The organism is Acinetobacter higginsii, from assembly GCF_000369525.1.
GTDB classification, from domain to species: domain Bacteria; phylum Pseudomonadota; class Gammaproteobacteria; order Pseudomonadales; family Moraxellaceae; genus Acinetobacter; species Acinetobacter higginsii.
The window spans coordinates 2,127,241-2,147,441 of the sequence record NZ_KB850072.1 but is presented as its reverse complement, the minus strand read 5'-3'; the positions used below and the strand labels follow the sequence as shown (position 1 = coordinate 2,147,441).

The following is a 20,201-nucleotide window of genomic DNA, read 5'->3' as shown; positions in this document are numbered from 1 at the left end:
GAACAGTGATAGAGCAACTTTTACCGTATTATGAAAAACAACTACAAGAATTCGGTCAACAATCTCGAGAGTTCGCGCAGAAATATCCGAAGATTGCGCAACGTCTATCGCTTAACCAAGAACAAATTGATGACCCGCATATTGAACGCTTAATTCAGGCCTTTTCCCTGATTGCTGCACGGATTGATAAAAAATTAGCCGATAGCTATGAGCTGTTTACTCATTCTTTATTTGAAGTGATGTTCCCGCAATATTTGCGTCATTTCCCAGCCTGTACTGTGGTCAGTTTTGAAGATACCAATAAACTTAAACAATTAACTGCAGCACATTTGATTCCACAAAAAACAGCGTTGAAGTCACGCAGTTTTAAAGGCGTGCAATGCGAGTTTAACACCAGTAATGAGGTTCGATTATTACCGATCGCATTGACGCATTTGGAGTTTCAAACTTCGCCTAGCACGCATATGCATTTGAATCAAAATGCGACCTTGAGTTTGAAATTTGAAATCTTTAATGATGCCCAACAATGGATTTTGGATGAAAAATTACCGATCTATTTAGATGCTATTTCAAATTTTCCACTGCAAGTTTTGGATAGTATTTTCCGTAAAGATACGGGTTTTGCAATTCGGGTAGGGCAGCGCGTCATTGAGGTAAGTAATCCTTTTGAGGTGATGGGCTTTAGTGAACAAGAAAGTTTATTGCCGATTGATCAGCATACCCATCATGCCTATCGTTTATTGATGGAATATTTTTGTTTCCCTGAGAAGTTTAATTACTTAAATTTGGATTTGAGTGTCCTCAAAGGATTATTGCAGCAGCACAACAGCTTTGAAATTTTGATCCATCTCAAACTTAATTTGAATGATCAAGCCGTGGTCCGTAATTATTCCGAGCTCAATATAGCCAACTTTAAATTATTTACCACACCGGCAATTAATCTGTTTGAAAAGCAGGCCGAACCGCAAAAGATTTCACATACCCAATTACAATATCCATTGGTCACGGATGCGCATCATCCTGAGTTGTATCAAGTCTATTCTATCCTTGAAATGAATATGGTGCGTGAAAAGACCAATCAAGAGCAAACGCATCTTCCTGTATTGCCTTTTTTTGCAATGAGTCATTATCACAATGATAAGGTTCAATTTTTCTATTCTTTAAATTATCTGCCTTCGCAGACCAAAATCATGCAAATGGGTTATTCGATTGTTTCCAAGCATTTGAAACCTTATGAAATCAAATCCGATTTTATTAGTACGCGTTTGCTGTGCTCCAATGGTGATTTGCCGCATGAAGCATTAAGTCAGAGCAATAATATTCTGAATTTAAATGACAGTAGTTTGGCAAGACGAGCCTTGATTTTAAAGCGTCCGACATCGCCTTATCATTTTGATAAAAACAGTAATGAGCAATGGCGCATTATTTCGCATCTTTCGTTGAATACCTTGGCATTGATGAAAGGGGATGCACTGAGTCATGTGAAGGAGCTTTTAGCTTTATATAACTTACCGCATTCCAAAGAAAATATTTTGTTGATTGATGCATTGAAACAGCTCAACTTCTCAACCACCAATAAATTGATGAATGCAAAACCTTTCCCGATGTTTATTCGTGGGGTTAAGGCTGAGCTCTCGGTGAATAAGAGCGTTTTCCGTGGACATAGTCTCTATATTTTCAGCCAGTTATTAAGCCATATTTTTAATTTAAAGGTTCAAATCAATAGTTTTGTTGATGTGGTCGTCAAAGACAGTCTTAACCAGCAGGAGATATACCAATGCGTGCAGAACGTTGGTGGCAAGACTCTTCTGTAGTCGACCAAGTTTTTAAAAAGTCAGGTTCATTTGAATTTATTCAATCTACACGCTTGTTACGCCATCATCCACAGGCATTACAAGCACAGGGGTGGTCTGAAGATTTTAAATTTGGCACCTCATTTAGTTTAAGTTTCCCTGCAACTGAAATTGAAGAACTCAGTTATCAAGATCAGCGTGTCTATTTAACCAATCTGGTAGTAGGACTCACAGGAACACAAGGGGCGCTGCCTTATACTTATACCAATAAATTAAAACAAAGTAGCCGACAGCAGCGGCTCGAGATTAAAGAATTTTTAGGTCTGTTCAATCATAAGCTGACAGCCAAATATGTTGATGCCAGCTTAGCGTATAACTTGGCAGTGCGTTATGAGATTGAACAAGACAATCATTATCTAGACATACTGCATGCCTTAAATGGCTATATTCGTTCTCAGCATCAACAACAAGATCTAGATGAGTATTTTGCAGAATTTTCTGGTTTGATGCAGGGGCAAAACAACACTGCGCATGCGCTAAAAACAGTGTTGTCATGTGTGTTTAATCAACAGGTTCAGATCCAAGAATTTGTCAAAGAAACCTTTCATCTGGCTGATGTGCAGAAGACCCGCTTAGGCGGCAGCAATCCAAGCCTACTGGGTGTGAATACCTTTTGTGGCGATACGGTTCAGCAAATTGATGGCAAAATCGAGATTCAAATTGGGCCATTATCTCGAGAACAGTATTTAGCTTTCCTGCCTGAGCAGCCTTTGAATAAAAAATTAAAACATCTGATCCAGACATGGTGCAGCCCAACACTGTTTATTGATGTACGTTTGATTTTGGATAAACGTGAAATTAATCCAATCTGTTTAAATTCTGGGCATCAGGTAGGTCTGGGCCAAGGGGCATTTTTAATGCCATCCGAACAATTACAACATAACACGGAAACACGTTATGCACTTTTAGGAGCCGCATAATGGTGAAGAAAATTTTAGCCACACTCATCAGTTGCTTTATCTTGGTCGGTTTAGTGGTGGTTTATTATTGGCGTGATATTCAATATCAGCCAGAATCTGCTGATTTAATTAATTATTTCCTGATCTTGCCCGTCGTGATGACCTTGGTGTTACTGTCACCTTGGCTGATCTATAAGGCTTATCAACATCATAAAGAAAAAAAGCAACACGCTTTGCAGGCTGAACAAAATGCAGAGCAGAGCTCAACCGAGTCACAGCCGATTGTGCTGGAGAGTAAGTGGTTAACACTGAATCTGTATGCGGCAGGCGCATATAGTGCACTGGGTGAAAATGATTCGATTCTGGATGGAATCAAGCAGTTTACCAGTCCCCAGTTAGATCAGGATCTGGTGAATTTTCATGGCATCCCTATTCTTTCTTATCGCATTGCAGACTTAGATCAACAGGTCCAAAGCGAGGATGATGAGGAATTGCAGTTCTTGTCGGTTCGACAGCAACGCATCATGGCTTTGATCCACCATCAAATTGAACAACACACTGAACTTTTGGCTTCGATTTCAGACCACTTAAAGCGGTCTAGTTTGTTTTATGAAAGCCAAAACCTGCATGAATACCGGATGCACCCTGCATGGATTGATCCAAGTTTTTCGGGTGATGAGGCGCATGAGTCCATTCAGGTAGAGCAGGTCTATCGTTTGGATAAATTAAATCTGCACATTTTATTGTCTGAAGATGTGGTGCATACCTGGAATGACTTGAGTAGCAATGAAAGTATTCAGGCCATTTTTTACGATCTTGGCATCATTCCACAAAAGTTCCATATTGAATATCACTACCTCAGTGCGGCATCGACTGAGCAACATCTGCTGGAGTTGCTTGATCGGATTCAAAACCAAGCCCATGAAATTTCATTGATCATTGCGGCAGATTCAGAAATTGATCAAGAAATTATTGATGAAAAATCTTGGGGAGCACGTGCTTATATCCCTGCGGAATTTGTGAGCAGTAGTTGTCTGGCGAATCCTGAGGTGGAGCTAGAACAGTTACAACCCGAGAAGACCTTTAAGCTGGTCAGTAATCAAAATAATATCGATCAAATTTTCAAAGAGCTGGGGATTGATGATTTACCTCAGTATCAAGCTGAAGAACCTTTTGTATTGGTGGTTGAGGATGGTGCTGATGTCAAGGTGTCCAAAAAATTGGAACAGTTTTTTAAGCAAAGTCCAGTCGAGGCACACCATTACTTGTACTGCAAACCGATTTTTGGACACACCCAAAACGTGGCAAAACTGTTTGGATTAATGTTGGGGGCGCATTTTTCTGAGTCACAGGTTGCCTTTGTTTATGGACAAAATTTACAAGCATTTATCCAAGCTGTTCCTGAGATCACACCAGATCAGGAAAGTGTAGCAATTGCTGATTAATTAACTTTATTAAGAATTCGAGAACTCAATGTATATCATTTTAGGTTATCTGTGGCAGTACATCACGAATCCTAAAGCTATTATTGCTTTATCCTTATTCGTGGCACTGATTTCTTCATACTCGTCTATTCCTCGGCATATCTTTTGGGCATTGGCAGCGACCTATGCATTGGGTTTAATCGTCTATGGTATCTATTGGCTGATTCAAAGAAAACGCCACGCTGAACAAGGTGAAGAACTGGCCAATGCGATTGAGCAAGATAGCCAAGCTGAATATGGTCAACATAAAGACAAGGCCGAGCTACAGTTAATTCAGCAGCAGATGAAAGAATCAATTCAATTGATTCGTAAATCTAAATTGGGTGATAAAAAGGGCAATGCCGCATTGTACGAATTGCCTTGGTATATGGTGATTGGTAATCCAGCTGCGGGTAAAAGTTCTGCGATCTATAATTCTGGTTTGAAGTTTCCCTTTGAAGAAACCCATCAGAAAATGGTTTCAGCGGGTTTAAGTGGAACACGGAACTGTGACTGGTTTTTTTCTACAGAAGGGATTTTGCTGGATACCGCAGGGCGTTATTCAGTTTATTCCGAAGATCATTCTGAATGGTTGGGCTTTTTAAATATTTTAAAGAAAAATCGTTCTAAAGCGCCTGTTAATGGTTTGGTCCTGATTGTCAGTATTGCTGAATTGATCAGTCAGAGTCCTGAGAACTCAATAAAATTAGCCAAAAATCTGCGCGCTCGAATTCAAGACTTAACGGAAAAACTTGAGGTCGTGGTTCCTGTTTATCTGGTCTTTTCTAAAATGGACTTGATTGCAGGCTTTACGGAGTTCTTTGATTGCTATGAGTCACAAGAATATAATCAGGCGTGGGGTGCAACATTACCTTATGAGCAGAACTCGTCTCAGAATGCAGTGGAATTATTCGAAAAACATTACAGCATTCTTTATGACGGTTTAAAGAGTGTAAGTACCACGCATTTAAGTCGTCGCCATTCGCAGAATATTTCGCCAAGTGTCATGACCTTCCCATTGGAATTTAAAACACTCAAACCTGCGCTAAAAAGTTTTGTTGGTACATTATTTGAAGATAACCCATACCAGTTCCAACCGATTTTCCGTGGTTTCTATTTTACCAGTGCCTTACAAGAAGGTGTGATTGAAAGCCCAATGACGGAGAACATTGCGCAAGAGTTTCAACTGCAGCAAGTTCAGGGCAATAGCCAAGACAGCGTAAATGCTTCGCTTGCACCCAACCATGGTTATTTCTTACAAGGTCTATTCTCTAATGTGATTTTACGAGATAAAGATCTGGTGAAACAGCACATCAATCCTGCCAAAAAACGTCAGCGTTATATTGGCTTTATTGCAGCATTGGTTGGGGTTTCTTTGGTCTTGGGCGTTTGGGTCTGGTCATATCGCAATAACCAGCAACTGATTGCGGATGTACAGGCTGACTTAGATAAAGTGGTGCATCTGGAAAAAACTTCTGGGCAGCAATTATCCACTCAACTCGAAGCCTTATTGATTCTGCAAGAACGCTTGCAACAGCTCGATGAGTTTGATGAGCATCGTCCGCTTAAGTTCAGCTTTGGCCTTTACCAAGGGAATCAATTACGCGAGAGCTTAAAAGCTGAGTATTTAAAAGGGATCAAGCAAATTGTTCTGACCCCGACACAGCAAAATATTGCGCAATATTTACAGCGTGTTAAAAACAACGAGGCGACTTTAAAAGCCAATCACGTCAATGTCGAAATCAAGCAAGTTGCGAAAACACAGCAGTATTTAGAGCCTTCGGATAGCAATCCACAAGATGCTTATAACGCATTAAAAGCCTATTTGATGATGAGTAACCATGAATATATGGATACCAGTCATTTAAGTGATCAAGTGTCTCGTTTCTGGCGTTCTTGGCTGGATGCCAATCGTGGACAAATGCCGCGTGGTGAGATGATTCAGGATGCAGAGAAGATTCTCTCTTATGCCATGACTTTGGCCAATCAAGACGGCTTCCCTGTACTTGAAACCGATGCCCAAGTGGTCGATCAAACCCGTCAGGTTTTATTGTCAGTGATTCGTGGTATGCCAGCACGTGACCGTGTCTATAACGAGATTAAAATGCGCGCAGCGGTACGCTTCCCGGCAGTCACGGTTGGGCAAATTGTAGGTGAACAAAACCGTGCCATTGTTTTAGGTAGTTATGCATTACCGGGTGTGTTTACGCAAAAGGCATGGGATGAGTATGTTGAAAAGGCAATTGATGAAGCTGCGAATAAGCCAACAGACAGCAAAGATTGGGTATTGAATAGTCGTCAATCGGATGATTTAACCTTCTCTGGTAGCCCAGAACAAATCCGCAAACAATTGGTCGCGCTGTATAAGCAAGAATATGTGACGGAATGGAAAAAATTCCTGAACGGTATTTATTATGCCAAAAACGATCAATTCGCTCAGCAAGTGAAGAGTATTGATGTTTTAGGCGAACCACAAAATTCACCAATTCGTACTTTATTACAACGTATTGCAATCGAAACCAACTGGGACAATCCAATTGTACAAGCTGAACTGGCTGTTCCTGAAAAAGGCTTTGTCGCTTGGTTTAAACGTAAAGTTCTAAACAATTCAGATGATAAAGCAGCGGCTCAAGCGATGGACCGTGCCCAAGGTGCAATTTCGCAAGAATATCAAATGTTCTATCAATTGGTACGCAAGCGCGATGATTTACAAGATAAGTCCTTATTCGATGAGTACATGAATAATCTTGCCCAAGTGCGTAGTAAATTCAATGATCTGAAAACAGCAGGTGAGATCGGTCCAAGTGCCATGGCTTTGGTGAAACAGACCATCAATGATCAAACTTCAGTCTTTAATACCACACAGAAATATGTGGATGAAAAGATGATGGTGGGTCTGAAAGACACCGATCAACAGGTATTACAAAAATTGTTGATGACGCCACTGACACAATCTTTTGCTAGCTTGATTGTACCGACTCAGGATGAGTTGAATAAATTATGGGGTATTCAAGCGTATCAGCCATTTAAAACCAATTTGAGCCAGAAATATCCATTTAATTCGGGTGTGACTTTACAGGCCACCAGTAGTGAAATTGGTCAAATCTTTGGTGAGACCGGTAGCATTGCACGCTTTGTAAAAGAAGCTTTAGATCCATTTGTGATCCGCCGTGGTTATGTCTTGACCTCGAAAACATGGAAAGACTTAGGCATTAGCCTAAATCCACAATTTGTGGTGGCATTTCAACAATATGTGGCACCGATCAATGGCATGGCGACAGGTAGCCTCGATCAACCTGCGGCTGCACCTGTATCCAATCAGTCCAACTTCCAGTTCTATCCATTACCGAACCCGCAATACCTATCGTATACCATTGATATTGATGGTCAGCGCATGGTGTTTGAAAACGGCATTCAGCAATGGGTGAACTTCGTATGGCCGAATCAAGGTGCAATTCCAGGCGCACGCATCACAGCAGTCGATTTGGAAGGTAAAACCCATACGATTTTTGAAGAGCCAGGTGAATATGGGATTAACCGTTTGATCGATGCGGCGCAGCGTAAAGAGCAAAATGGTAGTTTTGAAATGACATGGACCAGCAAAACTGAACCATCTTTAGTGTTGAAAGTGAATTTCCGACTCATTAGTGGTAATAGCTCAGGCAGTATTGGCTCTAGCCGTGGTTATGCAGGCTTGCAACTGGTGGATAAAGTAGTGACAGAGAAAGCGGTACGTGTGGTCTCTGCGCAAGCGACACCTGCGGGAGCTGCTCCGAAGCCACAAGCGCCAGTGCCTGCACCGTCAGGAGTAACGCCGTAATGTTAGGGGTGATCAGGGAACAGCAGGAGGTGCTTGGATGCAACAAGTAAAAACGACAGCTTTGTACTACGGAAAGACGCCCGCTCGTGGTGACTTTCTGAAATCCAAAGGGCAATACGCATTAATCCAGGTACTTGATCAGTGGATTACAGAAGCACTTGAACATGCCATGCGTAGCCCTGAGTTCAAGCAGCGTTATGAGTCTTTGCCTTCATTGGATTTTTTTATTGCCAATCCTGCTGAGCCAATGTTTTTGGCTGCCAATTTAATTGCCAGCCAAGACAGCTCTGGGCGCGCATTTCCGATGGTACTGAGTCAATTGCTTGAAGTTGAGCAGCCTTATCAAAATTTATTATTGGCGCCGTTTTACTATAAGTCAGTTTTGGTCGATTTATTTCAGCGCAATCGGGTATTACGTAGTATTCGTGATACCAATATTATGCTGGAAAAGCTCAACAACCTACCGAATGTGGTTCAGATTTTCACTGCCGAAGAATGCAATGGTTTTTATGAAAATCATACCATGCATTCCTTTGCCCAATTGATGAAAATCAATGTCTATGAACTGGCACAGAGCATGATTGGATTGGGACTTTTGCTGCAACCAATCTTAAAAAATGGTACCAGTCGTTTAAATAAGGTGCTGATCCTACCGATCAATAACGCGATGTACTGCTATGAAATCGCAGCATTTTGGGTTGGGATGATTGGACGCTTCTTAGGCATCAATAATACTGAAATCCTGATTGGCATTTTGCATCGTGAGGAACCAATTTTATTCATTGGTTTTCAAGGCGCGGATATCATGGCGCTCAGCGATATTTTTACTCAAAACATGCAGAGCGAGCATTGGGTATCCTTAATCCAAGCACAATGGATTGATGCCTATCTGGAGCAGAATGCAGGCCTTGCCACACTCGAACAATCACTTTGTCAGCGTCAGTTGAGCCTTAACCAAGGTTTGAAGCTGTTCAGACAAACTTTTTTAGATGAATGAATATGAGAAATAATCCGAAATCTATCTGTGCAAGTTTACTGTTTGGCTTATGTGTTATAGGCCAAAGCCATCTGCTCCACGCTGCGCCGATTGTGGTAGAGGGCGTGGTGCCCAATGAGGAGAGCAAGCAGGCAATTTTGGTCAAAATGCAGTCTGTATATGGTGCAGATCAAGTCGTGGACAAAATTCAGGTGCGCCCAGTTTCAGCGCCGAGCGGCTGGAGTGATTCAGTGACCCGTGTCATCACTCCTGATCTGAAGAAGATTTCACAAGGGCAACTAAGAGTGAAAGGAACTCAGGTCGATTTAACTGGTAAAATGACCGACCCAAATCAGATTCAACCGACCACCAATAATTTTCAGGCTTTGGTCCAACAACCTTATCGATTCAATGCCCAACTTTCAGTGAATCAGGCTGAGCAAAAAATCATTGATGATGCTTTGAAGAACCGAATCATTGAATTTGAATCAGGGAGTGCCATTCTGACTGCAGCAGGACAACAGATTCTGGATGAAATGGCTGTGGCGTTAAATAAGGTTGGTGGCAAAAAAGTCAAAATCATTGGGCATACCGACAGCTCTGGTGATGCCAATAAGAATACGGTATTAAGTCAGCAACGTGCTGCAGCGGTACAAAGTTATCTGGTGGGTAAAAGTATTGCTGCGGATCGTTTAAGTACCGAAGGTAAAGGTTCTAGCCAACCTGTTGCAGATAATGCAACTGCAGACGGTCGTAAGAAAAACCGCCGCATTGAATTTGAAGTACTTTAATCATTCATAAATCCAAATGTGAGGGATGTGATTATGGCAACACCGTATATTGTTGTTGGTTGCCCAACCACAGGTGGTGGGCAGGTCATCAGTGGAAATAGCAGCTTTCTCATAGAAGGTATTCCGATTGCTTGTGTTGGGGATAAAGCTACTTGTCCAAAACATAAAACTGTGGCGACGATAGTCGCTGGTGATCCGAATATGCAAGTCATGGGTAAAGCCGCTGCTAGAGTGAATGACCCACTTTCTTGCGGCTGTAAATTATTGCCGAAACAGAATTTAGCCGTCAGAGGTTAAGGCATGATTTAAGCTTCGAATCTCGTAAAAGCTTAAAATCATTTGGCACATCTTTTGCTAAAACAGAAATAGGATAGTGATCTAGGCTATCTTTAGAAATAGACAAAGGCGTCTATTCAGCATCATTAAGTTGGCGTTTGAATAGGTGCCTTTTTATTTTGGAAAGCAAAATATGGCTAATCACTATATTTTTCAGTAAATAACGATTGAGTGAATGTTTGATTGATTGCTTATGTCGGAATTTATATGGAGATGCACTAAATTGGTGAAACACTGATTTTTTGCACCAAATGATGTTCATGGTACCTATGATTAGATCATTGAGGTTCTAAATACGCAGATGATGGATTAAGGATAACAACACTGGCGAATTGTTATTTTTAGTGTATCTTTATTAAGCGATATATTTTTAAAAACATATCGAAAATCGAGGACAAAACAATGCCAACAATGATGAAAAAAACCTATCTCTGTGCTGTCGCTTTCGGGGCGAGTTTATTGATGCAGACCCATGCAGTAGCCGCGGACGCAATTACAGTGTACGCAGCGGCAAGTTTAACCAATGCAGTGAATGAACTCGATGCAATCTATGAGCAAAAGAATAAGACTGAGGTCAAAACTTCGTATGCAGGGTCTTCAACCTTAGCCAAGCAAATTGAAGCTGGCGCACCTGCGGATGTGTTTATGTCAGCTGATGTGCAATGGATGGACTATTTACAGAATAAACAGCTGGTTGCGCCAACTGATCGGATTAATTTATTGGGCAACCGCTTGGTTGTGATTACCCCCAAAGATCATCCGATTAAATTAAAAATGGATAAAAGTTTTGATCCAAGTAAAGTCATCCAAGGCAAGCTATGTACAGGGGATACCAAGAGTGTACCAGTCGGGAAATATGCTAAGCAGGCGTTGACTTCATTAGGTTGGTGGGACAAAGTTCAACCACGATTAGTTGAAACGGAAGATGTCCGTGCCGCTTTAAACTTCGTGGCCCGTGGTGAATGTCAGGTCGGTATTGTGTATGCGACGGATGCTGCCATCAGTAAAGATGTGGTTGTGGCGGGCATCTTCCCCGAAAATACGCATCCACCGATTATTTATCCAGTGGGTTTAACTAAGAAAAATGCGGAATCGGTTAAATTCTATAAATTTCTACAAAGCGGACAGGCAAAAACAATATTTAAAAAATATGGGTTTAGCGTGTTGCAGTAACTAAATGATGATCTTAAGCCCTGAAGAAATTGAAGTCCTCAAGCTGTCCTGCAAAGTGGCAGCAGCATGTCTGGTGTTTAGCTTAATTCCTGCAACTTTAGTGGCTTGGGTATTGGCCCGCAAAGAGTTTTGGGGAAAGTCACTATTTGAGACCTTGGTGTTCTTACCTTTGGTTTTGCCACCTGTCGTGCCTGGCTACTTATTGCTGCAATTGTTTGGTAATCGGGGACTGTTGGGGCAATATCTTGCACCGTTGGGTTTAGAATTTGCTTTTAACTGGAAAGGCGCGGTATTGGCATCCGCGGTGATGGGCTTTCCTTTATTGGTACAATCGATTCGGCTGGCGATTGAACTGGTTGATCAACGCTTGGAGCTGGCAGCGAAAACCTTGGGTGCATCTTCCTTTGGGGCGTTTATGCAGGTGACATTACCGCTCGCCAGTAGTGGTATTTTGGTCGGTGCTATTTTATGTTTTTGCCGAAGTTTAGGTGAGTTTGGTGCAACGATTACCTTTGTTGGCAATATTGCTGGCGAAACCCGCACTTTACCGTTGGCAATGTATAGTTTGATGCAGCAACCCGATACCGAAGCCGCAGTATGGCGATTGATTATCCTGTCTTTATCGGTGGCATTCTTTGCCTTATGGTTTGCACAGTGGTTCAATCGTTATCAGAAAAATAAGCGTGGATATTCAACATGATTGATTGTCATATACAGCTACAGCAAGGGCAATTTTGTCTGGATCAACGCTTTCAGTCTGATCAGATGGTAATTGGGTTATTTGGGGCTTCAGGTTCGGGGAAAACCACCATATTACACAGCATTGCAGGCTTAATCCGACCTCAATCGGGCTGGATTAAAATTCAGAATCAGACTTGGTTCGATCAAGGTCAGAATATTCATCTCAGTACGCAACAACGCCGTGTCGGTTTAGTCTTTCAGGATGCGCAATTGTTCCCACATAAAAACGTCAAACAGAATTTACTGTTTGGTTTTAAGCATATTACGCCACAACAACGTCAGTTCGAAGTGGACTATATTGTAGAGTTGCTGAAATTGGCGCATTTGCTGGAACGTATGCCGATTAAGCTCTCTGGGGGAGAAAAACAGCGAGTGGCTTTGGGACGAGCCTTACTGTACTCGCCACAATTGCTGCTTTTAGATGAGCCACTGTCTGCACTGGATACCGCGCATAAAGCCGAGATCATTCCATTTTTTCAACGCGTTAAACAGGAAATCAAGATCCCAATGTTGTATGTGAGTCATGATCATTCCGAGCTTGAACAATTGAGTGACACCATTTGGTATTTATAGATAGCGTTGTAATAAGGTGAAAAACTTTTCGACTTCTTCCTCATCGACATGATCAGCACCTTTTAATACATGTTCTTTTAGGTGTTGTTCGATCAATTGGTTCATTAAACCATTTACCGCACCTTTGACTGCTGCTACCTGCTGTAGAACTTCTATGCAAGAACTGTCAGGATTTGTGATTGATTTCTCGACTGCTGCGAACTGCCCTTGAATCCGCTTAAGACGATTTAAAATTTTCTTATCTTGATGGAGGTGAGACATACTTTTTTTCCTAAAAAAATATATACTAGGGGGGGTATATTGGAAGACTAAAATAAATGCAGCATAGTAACCTAGAACGACGTCATTCTCACCAGTTTGATCAAGGAAATCCCTTGGCTCAAAAAAGAATTTTAATTGCCACCATTCTGACCGCAGTGATGATGGTCTTGGAAATTCTGGGCGGCTGGTTTTTTAATTCCATGGCTTTACTTGCCGATGGCTGGCACATGAGTTCGCATATGCTGGCCTTGGGACTGGCTTATTTTGCCTATCGTATGGCGCGACATTATGCACAGGATCAACGCTTTAGCTTCGGTACATGGAAAATTGAAATCTTGGCTGGGTATAGCAGTGCGATTTTACTGATGGTGGTGGCACTGTTGATGGGGATTCAGTCACTTGAGCGTTTATTTAATCCTGTCACCATTCATTTTAATGAGGCGATTCCCATTGCGATTGTGGGGCTGATCGTCAATCTAATTTGTGCATGGTTACTACATGATGGGGGACATGAGCATCATCACCATCATTCACATCATCACTCTCATGGTGACGCAGATCATCACGGCCATGATCATCATCATGATTTGAATCAAAAAGCAGCTTTTTTACATGTGGTTGCTGATGCTGTCACTTCGGTGCTCGCGATTATTGCCTTATTTGCGGCCAAATATTTTGGCTGGAATTTCCTAGATGCTTTGCTTGGGATCGTCGGCGCATTACTGGTTGCAAAATGGTCTTGGGGGCTGATGCAGGAAACGGGAAAAACTCTATTGGATGCTGAAATGGGGCATCCTGTGGTTGAAGAAATACGTGAGGTGATTGCCCAGTTTGCACAGGTTGAAATTACTGATCTACATGTATGGAAGGTCGGGAAAGGCAAGTTCTCTTGTATTTTAGGATTGGAAACCACCATGACGGATCTCAATCCTGATCAGGTTAAAGCGGAATTGGCGATTCATGAGGAAATTGTGCATGCCTCAGTCGAAATTCATCATATTTAAGCTAGAACGTCATCGAGTAGCGTTTTGAGCTACTCGATATATTTAATTATGCACCAATATATAAAATGAGACCGCAAAAGGCCGATGCAAAAATCACATATAACACATTGAGCTGAAATTTGAATAAAGCAATCAATGCTGCAATGGTAATAAAGGCCGCTTCATAATTAAAAGCATGATCAAAACCATTTGGCCAGAGCACATGATAGCTAAAGAATAAGGCCAGATTTAAAATTACCCCGACCACAGCAGCGGTAATCGCAGTAAGTGGTGCGGTAAATTTCAGTTCATTATGCGTAGATTCGATAATTGGTGCACCTGCCAGAATAAACACAAAGGAAAATAAGAAGGTAAACCAAGTCACGATCACCGCACCCATTGCGCCTGCTAAAAATAGTTGATCAGCACCCAATACAGCATGGTTATAAGCACCCAAAAAACCAACAAATGCCACCACCATAATCAATGGACCAGGAGTACTTTCACCGAGTGCCAGACCATCAATCATTTGGGTTGGACTTAGCCATGCATAATGATTGACTGCACCTTGGTACACGTAGGGCAGAACTGCATAAGCACCGCCGAAGGTCAGTAAGGCTGCTTTGCTAAAGAACCACGCCATTTGAGTATAAGCATGTTGCCATCCTAATCCTAGAGTCAAAAGCAGCATCGGCACAAACCATAGGAACGCAGCAATGATCAGGATTTTTAAAAGATTGCCCCAACGAAAAACTGCATGGGCAGGTGTCGGTGTATCATCATCAATCAGGGCGGCCCCATAACTTTTATGACTATTCTGATGGGAAGCCTGAGCCGTAAATAAATCTGGTTTTTGCTTACTCAGCACATAGCCTGAAATGGCAGCTGCTAACACGATCAGGGGAAAAGGGACGTTAAACACGAAAATGGCAATAAATGCGGCAGCAGCAATGCCCCATAAAAACGGATGCTTTAATGAGCGACTGCCAATACGATAAGTCGCATGAAAGACAATTGCCGTGACCGCAGGTTTAATCCCATAAAACAAGCCTGCAATGATGGGGATATCACCAAACTGCACATAAATCCATGACAGGGTAATCAGGATAAATAACGAGGGGAGAACAAACAGAATGCCTGCTACAAGCCCACCCGTAGTTCGATGCATCAGCCAACCAATATATGTGGCGAGCTGTTGTGCCTCAGGACCAGGGAGTAGCATGCAGTAGTTCAGTGCATGTAAGAATCTTTTTTCAGAGATCCAACGTTTATTTTCCACCAACTCTTGATGCATCACTGCAATTTGTCCAGCGGGTCCGCCAAAGCTAATAAATCCCAATTTAAGCCAGAACAAAAAAGCTTGCCAGAAAGGAATTGCTGGCGTTGGATTTGTATAATCCGCTGATTGCATGATGTATTCCAAAGAGTTTTCTTTTTATTTCTAGATGATAAATAAAATTGAGCATTGAGTTTATAAATTTTAGTGAGTTAATAATTCAGAATGATGAAATTATTAAATTTAGATGGGTTAATCATTATTTTTTATTGGAGCGTTCTGATGAACTAAAATTGGTTCTGCGGCTAATTTTTCCGCCAGATATTGAATGAACACACTCAATTTAGGTGGCACATGACGGGTAGGTGGATAGAGCAACCATGCGCCACCACTGTAATGGGTTTTAAAATGCCAATCAGGTAAAACCTGAACCAAATTCCCTTGTTCTAAGGCATGGCGTGCTACGAAGTAAGGCAAACTGGCTATGCCTAAGTGTTGTAAAGCGGCACTGAGGCGCACGCCAGTATGATTCGCTGCATAACGACCACGGACTGGCACCGTAATCGATTTCTGTTCTTGCTGGAACTTCCATTTCGAGTCATTCGGTTGTTCACCCAAATAAATACATTGGTGCTGCTTTAAATCATGTGGATGTTGCGGTATGCCATGTTGCTGTAAATATTCGGGTGTGGCACAGATTAAATGATCAATATCAATCAGTTTCCGTCCCATCAAGCCACCCGGTGGTTGTTCAGTAATACGAATCGCCAGATCGACACCATCATCAATCAAGTCAATGTAACGGTCTTCCAATAGCAGTTGAATATCAATCTTTGGATACAGTGCCAAGAATTCGGGTAAATGTGGATGCAGCATAAAATGCCCAACGGCTTTGGGCACACTGATCCGAATAATGCCCTGTGGTTCAATATGAAACTGTCCCGAGCTTTCCATTACCGCCTGTGCGGCATTGACCATGTCGACACAGCGTTCATACACCTGTTGACCACTTTCACTTAAGCGCAGTTTACGTGTGGTGCGATGCAATAAGCGTGTACCTAAAGCCCGTTCTAAACGGGCAATGGCGCGGCTCACGGCAGATGGGGTTGAGCCGAGCTGCCGTGCCGTTTCAGAAAAGCTTTCCGTTTCGACAACTTTGACAAAGGTTGCCATTTCATTTAACAGAACCAGACTTTGATTTGTGCTCATGAAGCAAAAGTTATTTGGATTTTGATTGGATTATCGCGCTTTAAAAATCGCAATACAATCTTTTTCCTGTAGTCATGATGGAGATAAATCAAATGTGGCAGTTGTATGGACATGAGTTTCTGGCCTTGGCATTGATCCATTTTATGGCAGTTGTTTTACCGGGTCCTGATTTTATTATTACAGTACGACAAAGTGTTCGATATGGCTATTTAATTGGCTGTATCACTGCAATCGGCATTGGCGTTGGAATTTCAGTGCATGTGTTTTATACCTTGGTGGGTGTTGGCGTGCTGATTCAGCAAAGTGTCTGGTTAATGTCGGTATTGCGCATAGCTGGGGCGGCTTATTTGATTTATTTGGGCTGGCAATGTTTACGTAGTCAACCGAATAATAATCTAGACATTTTGGCTGGTGAGGTGATGGGTAAACCAAGTTTAATCCAAGCCTTTAATATGGGATTTCTAACCAATGCCTTGAATCCCAAAGCGACCGTTTTCTTTCTGGCAATTTTTACCACCATTGTTAGCCCGACCACACCGTTAAAGGTTCAAATTGGTTATGGCGTCTGGATGTGTCTGGTCAATGCAGTGTGGTTTATCTTGGTCAGCATTATGTTTGCTCAGCCTGTTGTACGGAAACGCTTTTTAGAGTTTGGGGTGTATTTTGAACGGGTAATGGGGGTTATTCTCGGTGTAGTTGCAATACGATTGATTTGGAGTGTTGCCTTTGCCTGAACATAAAAAAGACTGCACTGAGACAGTCTTTTTTATTGGAGAGGGGTTAGGCACTGCGTTTGCTTCTGGTCAGTTGATGTAATACCGACACCAGCAAATCAATTTCTTCCGTGGTGTTGTAAAATGCCAAAGAAGGGCGCACAGTTTGTTCTACACCAAAACGACGCAAGATCGGTTGAGCACAATGATGCCCTGAACGCACTGCAATGCCATGTTGATTCAGTGCTTTACCTACTTGCTCAGTCGAATAACCTTCAAGTGTAAAAGACATCACGCTGGCTTTGTTTCTTGCCGTACCAATTGGTCTTAAACCTGAAACCGTACTCAATGCATGCTGGCCATATTCCAGTAAGTCATGTTCATAGCGGGCAATATTATGAATACCAAGGCGTTCCACATATTCCAGTGCTGCACCTAAACCCACGGCATCGGCAATATTGCCTGTGCCTGCTTCAAATTTATTTGGAGCAGGTTGGTAAACCACTTGTTCAAAGCTCACATCCTGAATCATATTACCGCCGCCTTCCCACACAGGCATCGTCTCTAGGATTTCAGGCTTGGCATAGACAGCTCCAATACCTGTTGGCCCAAAAACTTTATGCCCTGAGAATACAAAGAAATCGGCATCAATCGCTTGAACATCGGTTGGCATATGTGAAACCGATTGGGCACCATCGACCAAGACTCGTACACCTTTGGCATGCGCGATTTTGATCACCTCAGCCACAGGTGTCACTGTACCTAAGGCGTTGGATACTTGAGTAATTGAGATCAGTTTAGTCCGTTCATTGATCAATTTTGGCAATTCTTCCAAAATGATTTGACCGGTATCATCCACAGGAAGGACGCGGAGTTTGGCACCGACTTTTTTGGTGAGTTGAAACCATGGTACGATATTGGCGTGATGTTCAAGATGCGAAACAATAATTTCATCACCTTCACCAATATTCTGCTCACCCCAGGTCTTGGCAATCAGGTTAATGCCTTCAGTGGTGCCGCGAACAAAAATGATTTCTTTTGATGATTTTGCCCCAATAAAACGTGCCACCACATTGCGTGCATGTTCATAAGCATCAGTTGCGCGTGCTGCCAGTTCATGTGCGGCACGATGAATATTGGAATTTTCGTGCTGATAAAAATAGGCTATACGATCAATCACGCTTTGTGGTTTCTGTGTGGTCGCTGCATTATCAAACCAGACCAGAGGACGACCATTGACGCGTTCTTGCAGAATGGGAAAATCACGACGGATCGCTTGAATATCCAAAGGTTGCGCTGCATGGGCAACAAACTGTGGTTGTGAAGCTTGGTAATTGCCATAACTCGCATTGCTTTGTGGCAAATCCAAAAAATAGAAACCTGTAGAAGCGGTACTTTTAGGTTGAGCTAAACTTGGTTGGTCTTGCTGCAACAAGCTTTTTAGCGCATCGCCGTGTGGTAATTGAAATGATTGTGCAGTCGCAAAACTGGCAGCATCAAATTCAGAACTTGATGTACCGGGTGCTGCAAAATCATTTAAAAAATAAAATGGCGAAGCCTCACTTGCAGATGGACGAGAAGGTTCAACCAAAGGCACATTCGGTGCGCTATGAATGGCTTGTGGAAAATTTGGTTCAATCGGCGGGCGAGGTAAATTCGCCCCACCGACTACGGGTGCAGAGGCAATAGCACGACGTTCAGGATAATCGGGATAGTTTGGAATATGCTCAGGATATTCAGGATTCAAACTTTTTTCATAAGCAATATTGGGCGCACGTCCACTTAACGCTGCTAAAGGTTCGGCAGGCTGGGGTTGATGTGGTGGTGTACCGACATTGGGCAAGTCCAAATTCAAACCAGAAGGGTGACCACTGCCTGAGCTTGGCAGCGCAGCAAAAAATTCAGAGGCAAGCCTTGAAAGTGTTGCTTCATCTGGGAAGTTGGACGGTGGGCTAACACCGACCACTTCTGAACCCGTTGTACCACCTTGCCCAGTACCTGTAGAAGATAGCTTACTTGTAGTTAACTGGGTAGTCATGATATTTGTCCACCTCCACATCTTCGAGCACAGCCAACGCATCCTCAGTCAACACCGCCAATGAGCAGTACAGTGAGATTAGATAAGACGCAATCGCATTGCGGTTGATGCCCATGAAGCGTACAGAAAGCCCAGGAGATTGCTCACCTGCCAAGCCCGGTTGGAATAAGCCCACCACACCTTGGCGTTTTTCACCCACACGCAGTAACAAGATTTTGGTTTTACCATCTTCCACCGGAATTTTATTCGATGGAATCAGTGGGACACCACGCCATGTGATGAACTGCGAACCGAATAAACTGACGGTTGGTGGTGGCACGCCACGACGGGTACATTCACGGCCAAATGCGGCAATCGCATCTGGATGTGCCAAGAAGAAACCGGGTTCTTTCCAGACTTTACGCAGTAAATCATCAAAGTCATCTGGTGTTGGGGGACCATTTAAAGTTGAGATACGCTGTTCATCTGCGACACTGGCCAATAAACCATATTCAGGGTTGTTGATCAGCTCGCTTTCTTGGCGTTCTTTAATGGTTTCAATGGTTAAGCGTAATTGTTCTTTAATTTGATCATGTGGGCTGCTGTAAAGATCGGCAACGCGAGTATGAATATCCAAGACGGTAGACACACCATTTAAGAAATATTCACGCGGTTGCGCATCATAATCAACAAAGGTTTGCGGCAAAGTCGCTTCATCACGTTGTGTACAGGCCACTTGGATATCATCGGTGTTGCTGACACGGTTAACGCGATAAATACCTGCTTCAACAGGAATCCATTGCAATAAATGTGTGAGCCAACGTGGGGTAATGGTCGAAAGTTGTGGAACGGTCTTGGTGGCATTGGCAAGCTGTCTAGCTGCATGATCTCCAAGCGCAAGTTGGACTTTATCTGTGGTTTTTGCCATGAATAAGTTTTCCTGTTGTCTTTGGCTTTGTTAATAAAAATTGGTTTTATTGCAATAATATTTAATGATTTATTTCGTTAGACTAGAGGCTATTTAGTTTTTTTAAAAATATTATTATGAGATAAATAATCGTGAATTATCTGCTTATTACTCATAAGAATATAATTATGAAAAATAAATATAAGTATT

At 42.4% G+C, this 20,201-nt stretch carries 17 protein-coding genes; 12 read left to right on the top strand and 5 right to left on the bottom strand.

From position 1 onward, the window contains the following. The first annotated feature begins 5 nt into the window (after positions 1-5). The 10 genes from tssF (at position 6) to F902_RS16230 (ending at position 12,625) form a co-directional block, all read left to right on the top strand. Entirely contained in the window at positions 6-1,814 is a 1,809-nt protein-coding gene (gene tssF, locus F902_RS16275; protein ID WP_005205107.1) for a type VI secretion system baseplate subunit TssF, read from the top strand. Then, positions 1,778-2,773 carry a type VI secretion system baseplate subunit TssG gene (gene tssG / locus F902_RS16270; RefSeq protein ID WP_005205106.1) on the top strand — a complete coding sequence of 332 codons (996 nt, stop codon included), beginning with the start codon at positions 1,778-1,780 and terminating at the stop codon, positions 2,771-2,773. The genes tssF and tssG overlap by 37 nt, the downstream gene beginning before the upstream one ends. Continuing rightward, the gene (locus tag F902_RS16265; protein ID WP_005205105.1) at positions 2,773-4,197 is read left to right on the top strand and encodes a hypothetical protein; all 1,425 of its coding nucleotides are present in this window, start codon (positions 2,773-2,775) and stop codon (positions 4,195-4,197) included. Before tssG ends, F902_RS16265 begins: the two co-directional genes overlap by 1 nt. Positions 4,198-4,225: 28 nt before the next feature. Continuing rightward, the gene (gene tssM, locus F902_RS16260) at positions 4,226-8,035 is read left to right on the top strand and encodes a type VI secretion system membrane subunit TssM (protein ID WP_005205104.1); all 3,810 of its coding nucleotides are present in this window, start codon (positions 4,226-4,228) and stop codon (positions 8,033-8,035) included. A gap of 37 nt (positions 8,036-8,072) precedes the next feature. After that, positions 8,073-9,032 (top strand): type VI secretion system-associated protein TagF, encoded by a 960-nt coding sequence (gene tagF, locus F902_RS16255; RefSeq protein ID WP_005205103.1) that lies wholly within the window; start codon positions 8,073-8,075, stop codon positions 9,030-9,032. Continuing rightward, positions 9,029-9,802 (top strand): OmpA family protein, encoded by a 774-nt coding sequence (locus tag F902_RS16250; RefSeq protein WP_005205101.1) that lies wholly within the window; start codon positions 9,029-9,031, stop codon positions 9,800-9,802. The genes tagF and F902_RS16250 overlap by 4 nt, the downstream gene beginning before the upstream one ends. A 33-nt stretch (positions 9,803-9,835) precedes the next feature. Next, positions 9,836-10,099 carry a PAAR domain-containing protein gene (locus tag F902_RS16245; RefSeq protein WP_004654745.1) on the top strand — a complete coding sequence of 88 codons (264 nt, stop codon included), beginning with the start codon at positions 9,836-9,838 and terminating at the stop codon, positions 10,097-10,099. A 441-nt stretch (positions 10,100-10,540) separates the two neighbouring features. Continuing rightward, a complete protein-coding gene (gene modA, locus F902_RS16240) occupies positions 10,541-11,311 on the top strand; it encodes a molybdate ABC transporter substrate-binding protein (protein WP_005205099.1) in 771 nt (256 codons plus the stop codon). Between the two features lie 4 nt (positions 11,312-11,315). Further along, positions 11,316-12,011 (top strand): molybdate ABC transporter permease subunit, encoded by a 696-nt coding sequence (gene modB, locus F902_RS16235; RefSeq protein ID WP_004654738.1) that lies wholly within the window; start codon positions 11,316-11,318, stop codon positions 12,009-12,011. After that, positions 12,008-12,625 (top strand): ATP-binding cassette domain-containing protein, encoded by a 618-nt coding sequence (locus F902_RS16230; RefSeq protein ID WP_005205097.1) that lies wholly within the window; start codon positions 12,008-12,010, stop codon positions 12,623-12,625. The genes modB and F902_RS16230 overlap by 4 nt, the downstream gene beginning before the upstream one ends. On the opposite strand, the gene F902_RS16225 is transcribed toward F902_RS16230, so the two are convergent. Next, positions 12,620-12,886: a metal/formaldehyde-sensitive transcriptional repressor gene (locus F902_RS16225; RefSeq protein WP_004805533.1), complete on the bottom strand. Its 267-nt coding sequence runs from the start codon at positions 12,884-12,886 to the stop codon at positions 12,620-12,622. The two genes, F902_RS16230 and F902_RS16225, sit on opposite strands and share 6 nt — an antisense overlap. Before the next feature lie 56 nt (positions 12,887-12,942). On the opposite strand from F902_RS16225, the gene dmeF reads away from it, so the two are divergent. Next, positions 12,943-13,890, top strand: coding sequence for a CDF family Co(II)/Ni(II) efflux transporter DmeF (gene dmeF, locus F902_RS16220; protein WP_005205095.1), 948 nt, complete (start codon positions 12,943-12,945; stop codon positions 13,888-13,890). A gap of 46 nt (positions 13,891-13,936) precedes the next feature. On the opposite strand, the gene chrA is transcribed toward dmeF, so the two are convergent. Next, positions 13,937-15,280: a chromate efflux transporter gene (gene chrA, locus F902_RS16215; protein ID WP_005205093.1), complete on the bottom strand. Its 1,344-nt coding sequence runs from the start codon at positions 15,278-15,280 to the stop codon at positions 13,937-13,939. A 117-nt stretch (positions 15,281-15,397) separates the two neighbouring features. After that, a complete protein-coding gene (locus F902_RS16210) occupies positions 15,398-16,354 on the bottom strand; it encodes a LysR family transcriptional regulator (protein WP_005205091.1) in 957 nt (318 codons plus the stop codon). A 92-nt stretch (positions 16,355-16,446) separates the two neighbouring features. On the opposite strand from F902_RS16210, the gene F902_RS16205 reads away from it, so the two are divergent. After that, entirely contained in the window at positions 16,447-17,088 is a 642-nt protein-coding gene (locus tag F902_RS16205) for a LysE family translocator (protein WP_005205089.1), read from the top strand. A gap of 46 nt (positions 17,089-17,134) precedes the next feature. Here the strand turns inward: F902_RS16205 and F902_RS16200 are convergent, their stop codons facing one another. Together F902_RS16200 and F902_RS16195 are read right to left on the bottom strand one after the other, a co-directional pair. Beyond that, a complete protein-coding gene (locus F902_RS16200) occupies positions 17,135-19,105 on the bottom strand; it encodes a family 2A encapsulin nanocompartment cargo protein cysteine desulfurase (RefSeq protein WP_005205088.1) in 1,971 nt (656 codons plus the stop codon). After that, positions 19,080-20,012 (bottom strand): family 2A encapsulin nanocompartment shell protein, encoded by a 933-nt coding sequence (locus F902_RS16195; RefSeq protein WP_004654714.1) that lies wholly within the window; start codon positions 20,010-20,012, stop codon positions 19,080-19,082. The genes F902_RS16200 and F902_RS16195 overlap by 26 nt, the downstream gene beginning before the upstream one ends. Between the last annotated feature and the right edge of the window lie 189 nt (positions 20,013-20,201).

What these genes read in the sequence shown, in the direction of transcription:
- tssG (WP_005205106.1), top strand. Translation starts at nt 1,778, where the DNA reads ATGCGTGCAGAACGTTGGTGGCAAGACTCTTCTGTAGTCGACCAAGTT.
- F902_RS16265 (WP_005205105.1), top strand. Translation starts at nt 2,773, where the DNA reads ATGGTGAAGAAAATTTTAGCCACACTCATCAGTTGCTTTATCTTGGTC.
- tssM (WP_005205104.1), top strand. Translation starts at nt 4,226, where the DNA reads ATGTATATCATTTTAGGTTATCTGTGGCAGTACATCACGAATCCTAAA.
- tagF (WP_005205103.1), top strand. Translation starts at nt 8,073, where the DNA reads ATGCAACAAGTAAAAACGACAGCTTTGTACTACGGAAAGACGCCCGCT.
- F902_RS16250 (WP_005205101.1), top strand. Translation starts at nt 9,029, where the DNA reads ATGAATATGAGAAATAATCCGAAATCTATCTGTGCAAGTTTACTGTTT.
- F902_RS16245 (WP_004654745.1), top strand. Translation starts at nt 9,836, where the DNA reads ATGGCAACACCGTATATTGTTGTTGGTTGCCCAACCACAGGTGGTGGG.
- modA (WP_005205099.1), top strand. Translation starts at nt 10,541, where the DNA reads ATGCCAACAATGATGAAAAAAACCTATCTCTGTGCTGTCGCTTTCGGG.
- modB (WP_004654738.1), top strand. Translation starts at nt 11,316, where the DNA reads ATGATGATCTTAAGCCCTGAAGAAATTGAAGTCCTCAAGCTGTCCTGC.
- F902_RS16230 (WP_005205097.1), top strand. Translation starts at nt 12,008, where the DNA reads ATGATTGATTGTCATATACAGCTACAGCAAGGGCAATTTTGTCTGGAT.
- F902_RS16225 (WP_004805533.1), bottom strand. Translation starts at nt 12,886, where the DNA reads ATGTCTCACCTCCATCAAGATAAGAAAATTTTAAATCGTCTTAAGCGG.
- dmeF (WP_005205095.1), top strand. Translation starts at nt 12,943, where the DNA reads ATGCAGCATAGTAACCTAGAACGACGTCATTCTCACCAGTTTGATCAA.
- chrA (WP_005205093.1), bottom strand. Translation starts at nt 15,280, where the DNA reads ATGCAATCAGCGGATTATACAAATCCAACGCCAGCAATTCCTTTCTGG.
- F902_RS16210 (WP_005205091.1), bottom strand. Translation starts at nt 16,354, where the DNA reads ATGAGCACAAATCAAAGTCTGGTTCTGTTAAATGAAATGGCAACCTTT.
- F902_RS16205 (WP_005205089.1), top strand. Translation starts at nt 16,447, where the DNA reads ATGTGGCAGTTGTATGGACATGAGTTTCTGGCCTTGGCATTGATCCAT.
- F902_RS16200 (WP_005205088.1), bottom strand. Translation starts at nt 19,105, where the DNA reads ATGACTACCCAGTTAACTACAAGTAAGCTATCTTCTACAGGTACTGGG.
- F902_RS16195 (WP_004654714.1), bottom strand. Translation starts at nt 20,012, where the DNA reads ATGGCAAAAACCACAGATAAAGTCCAACTTGCGCTTGGAGATCATGCA.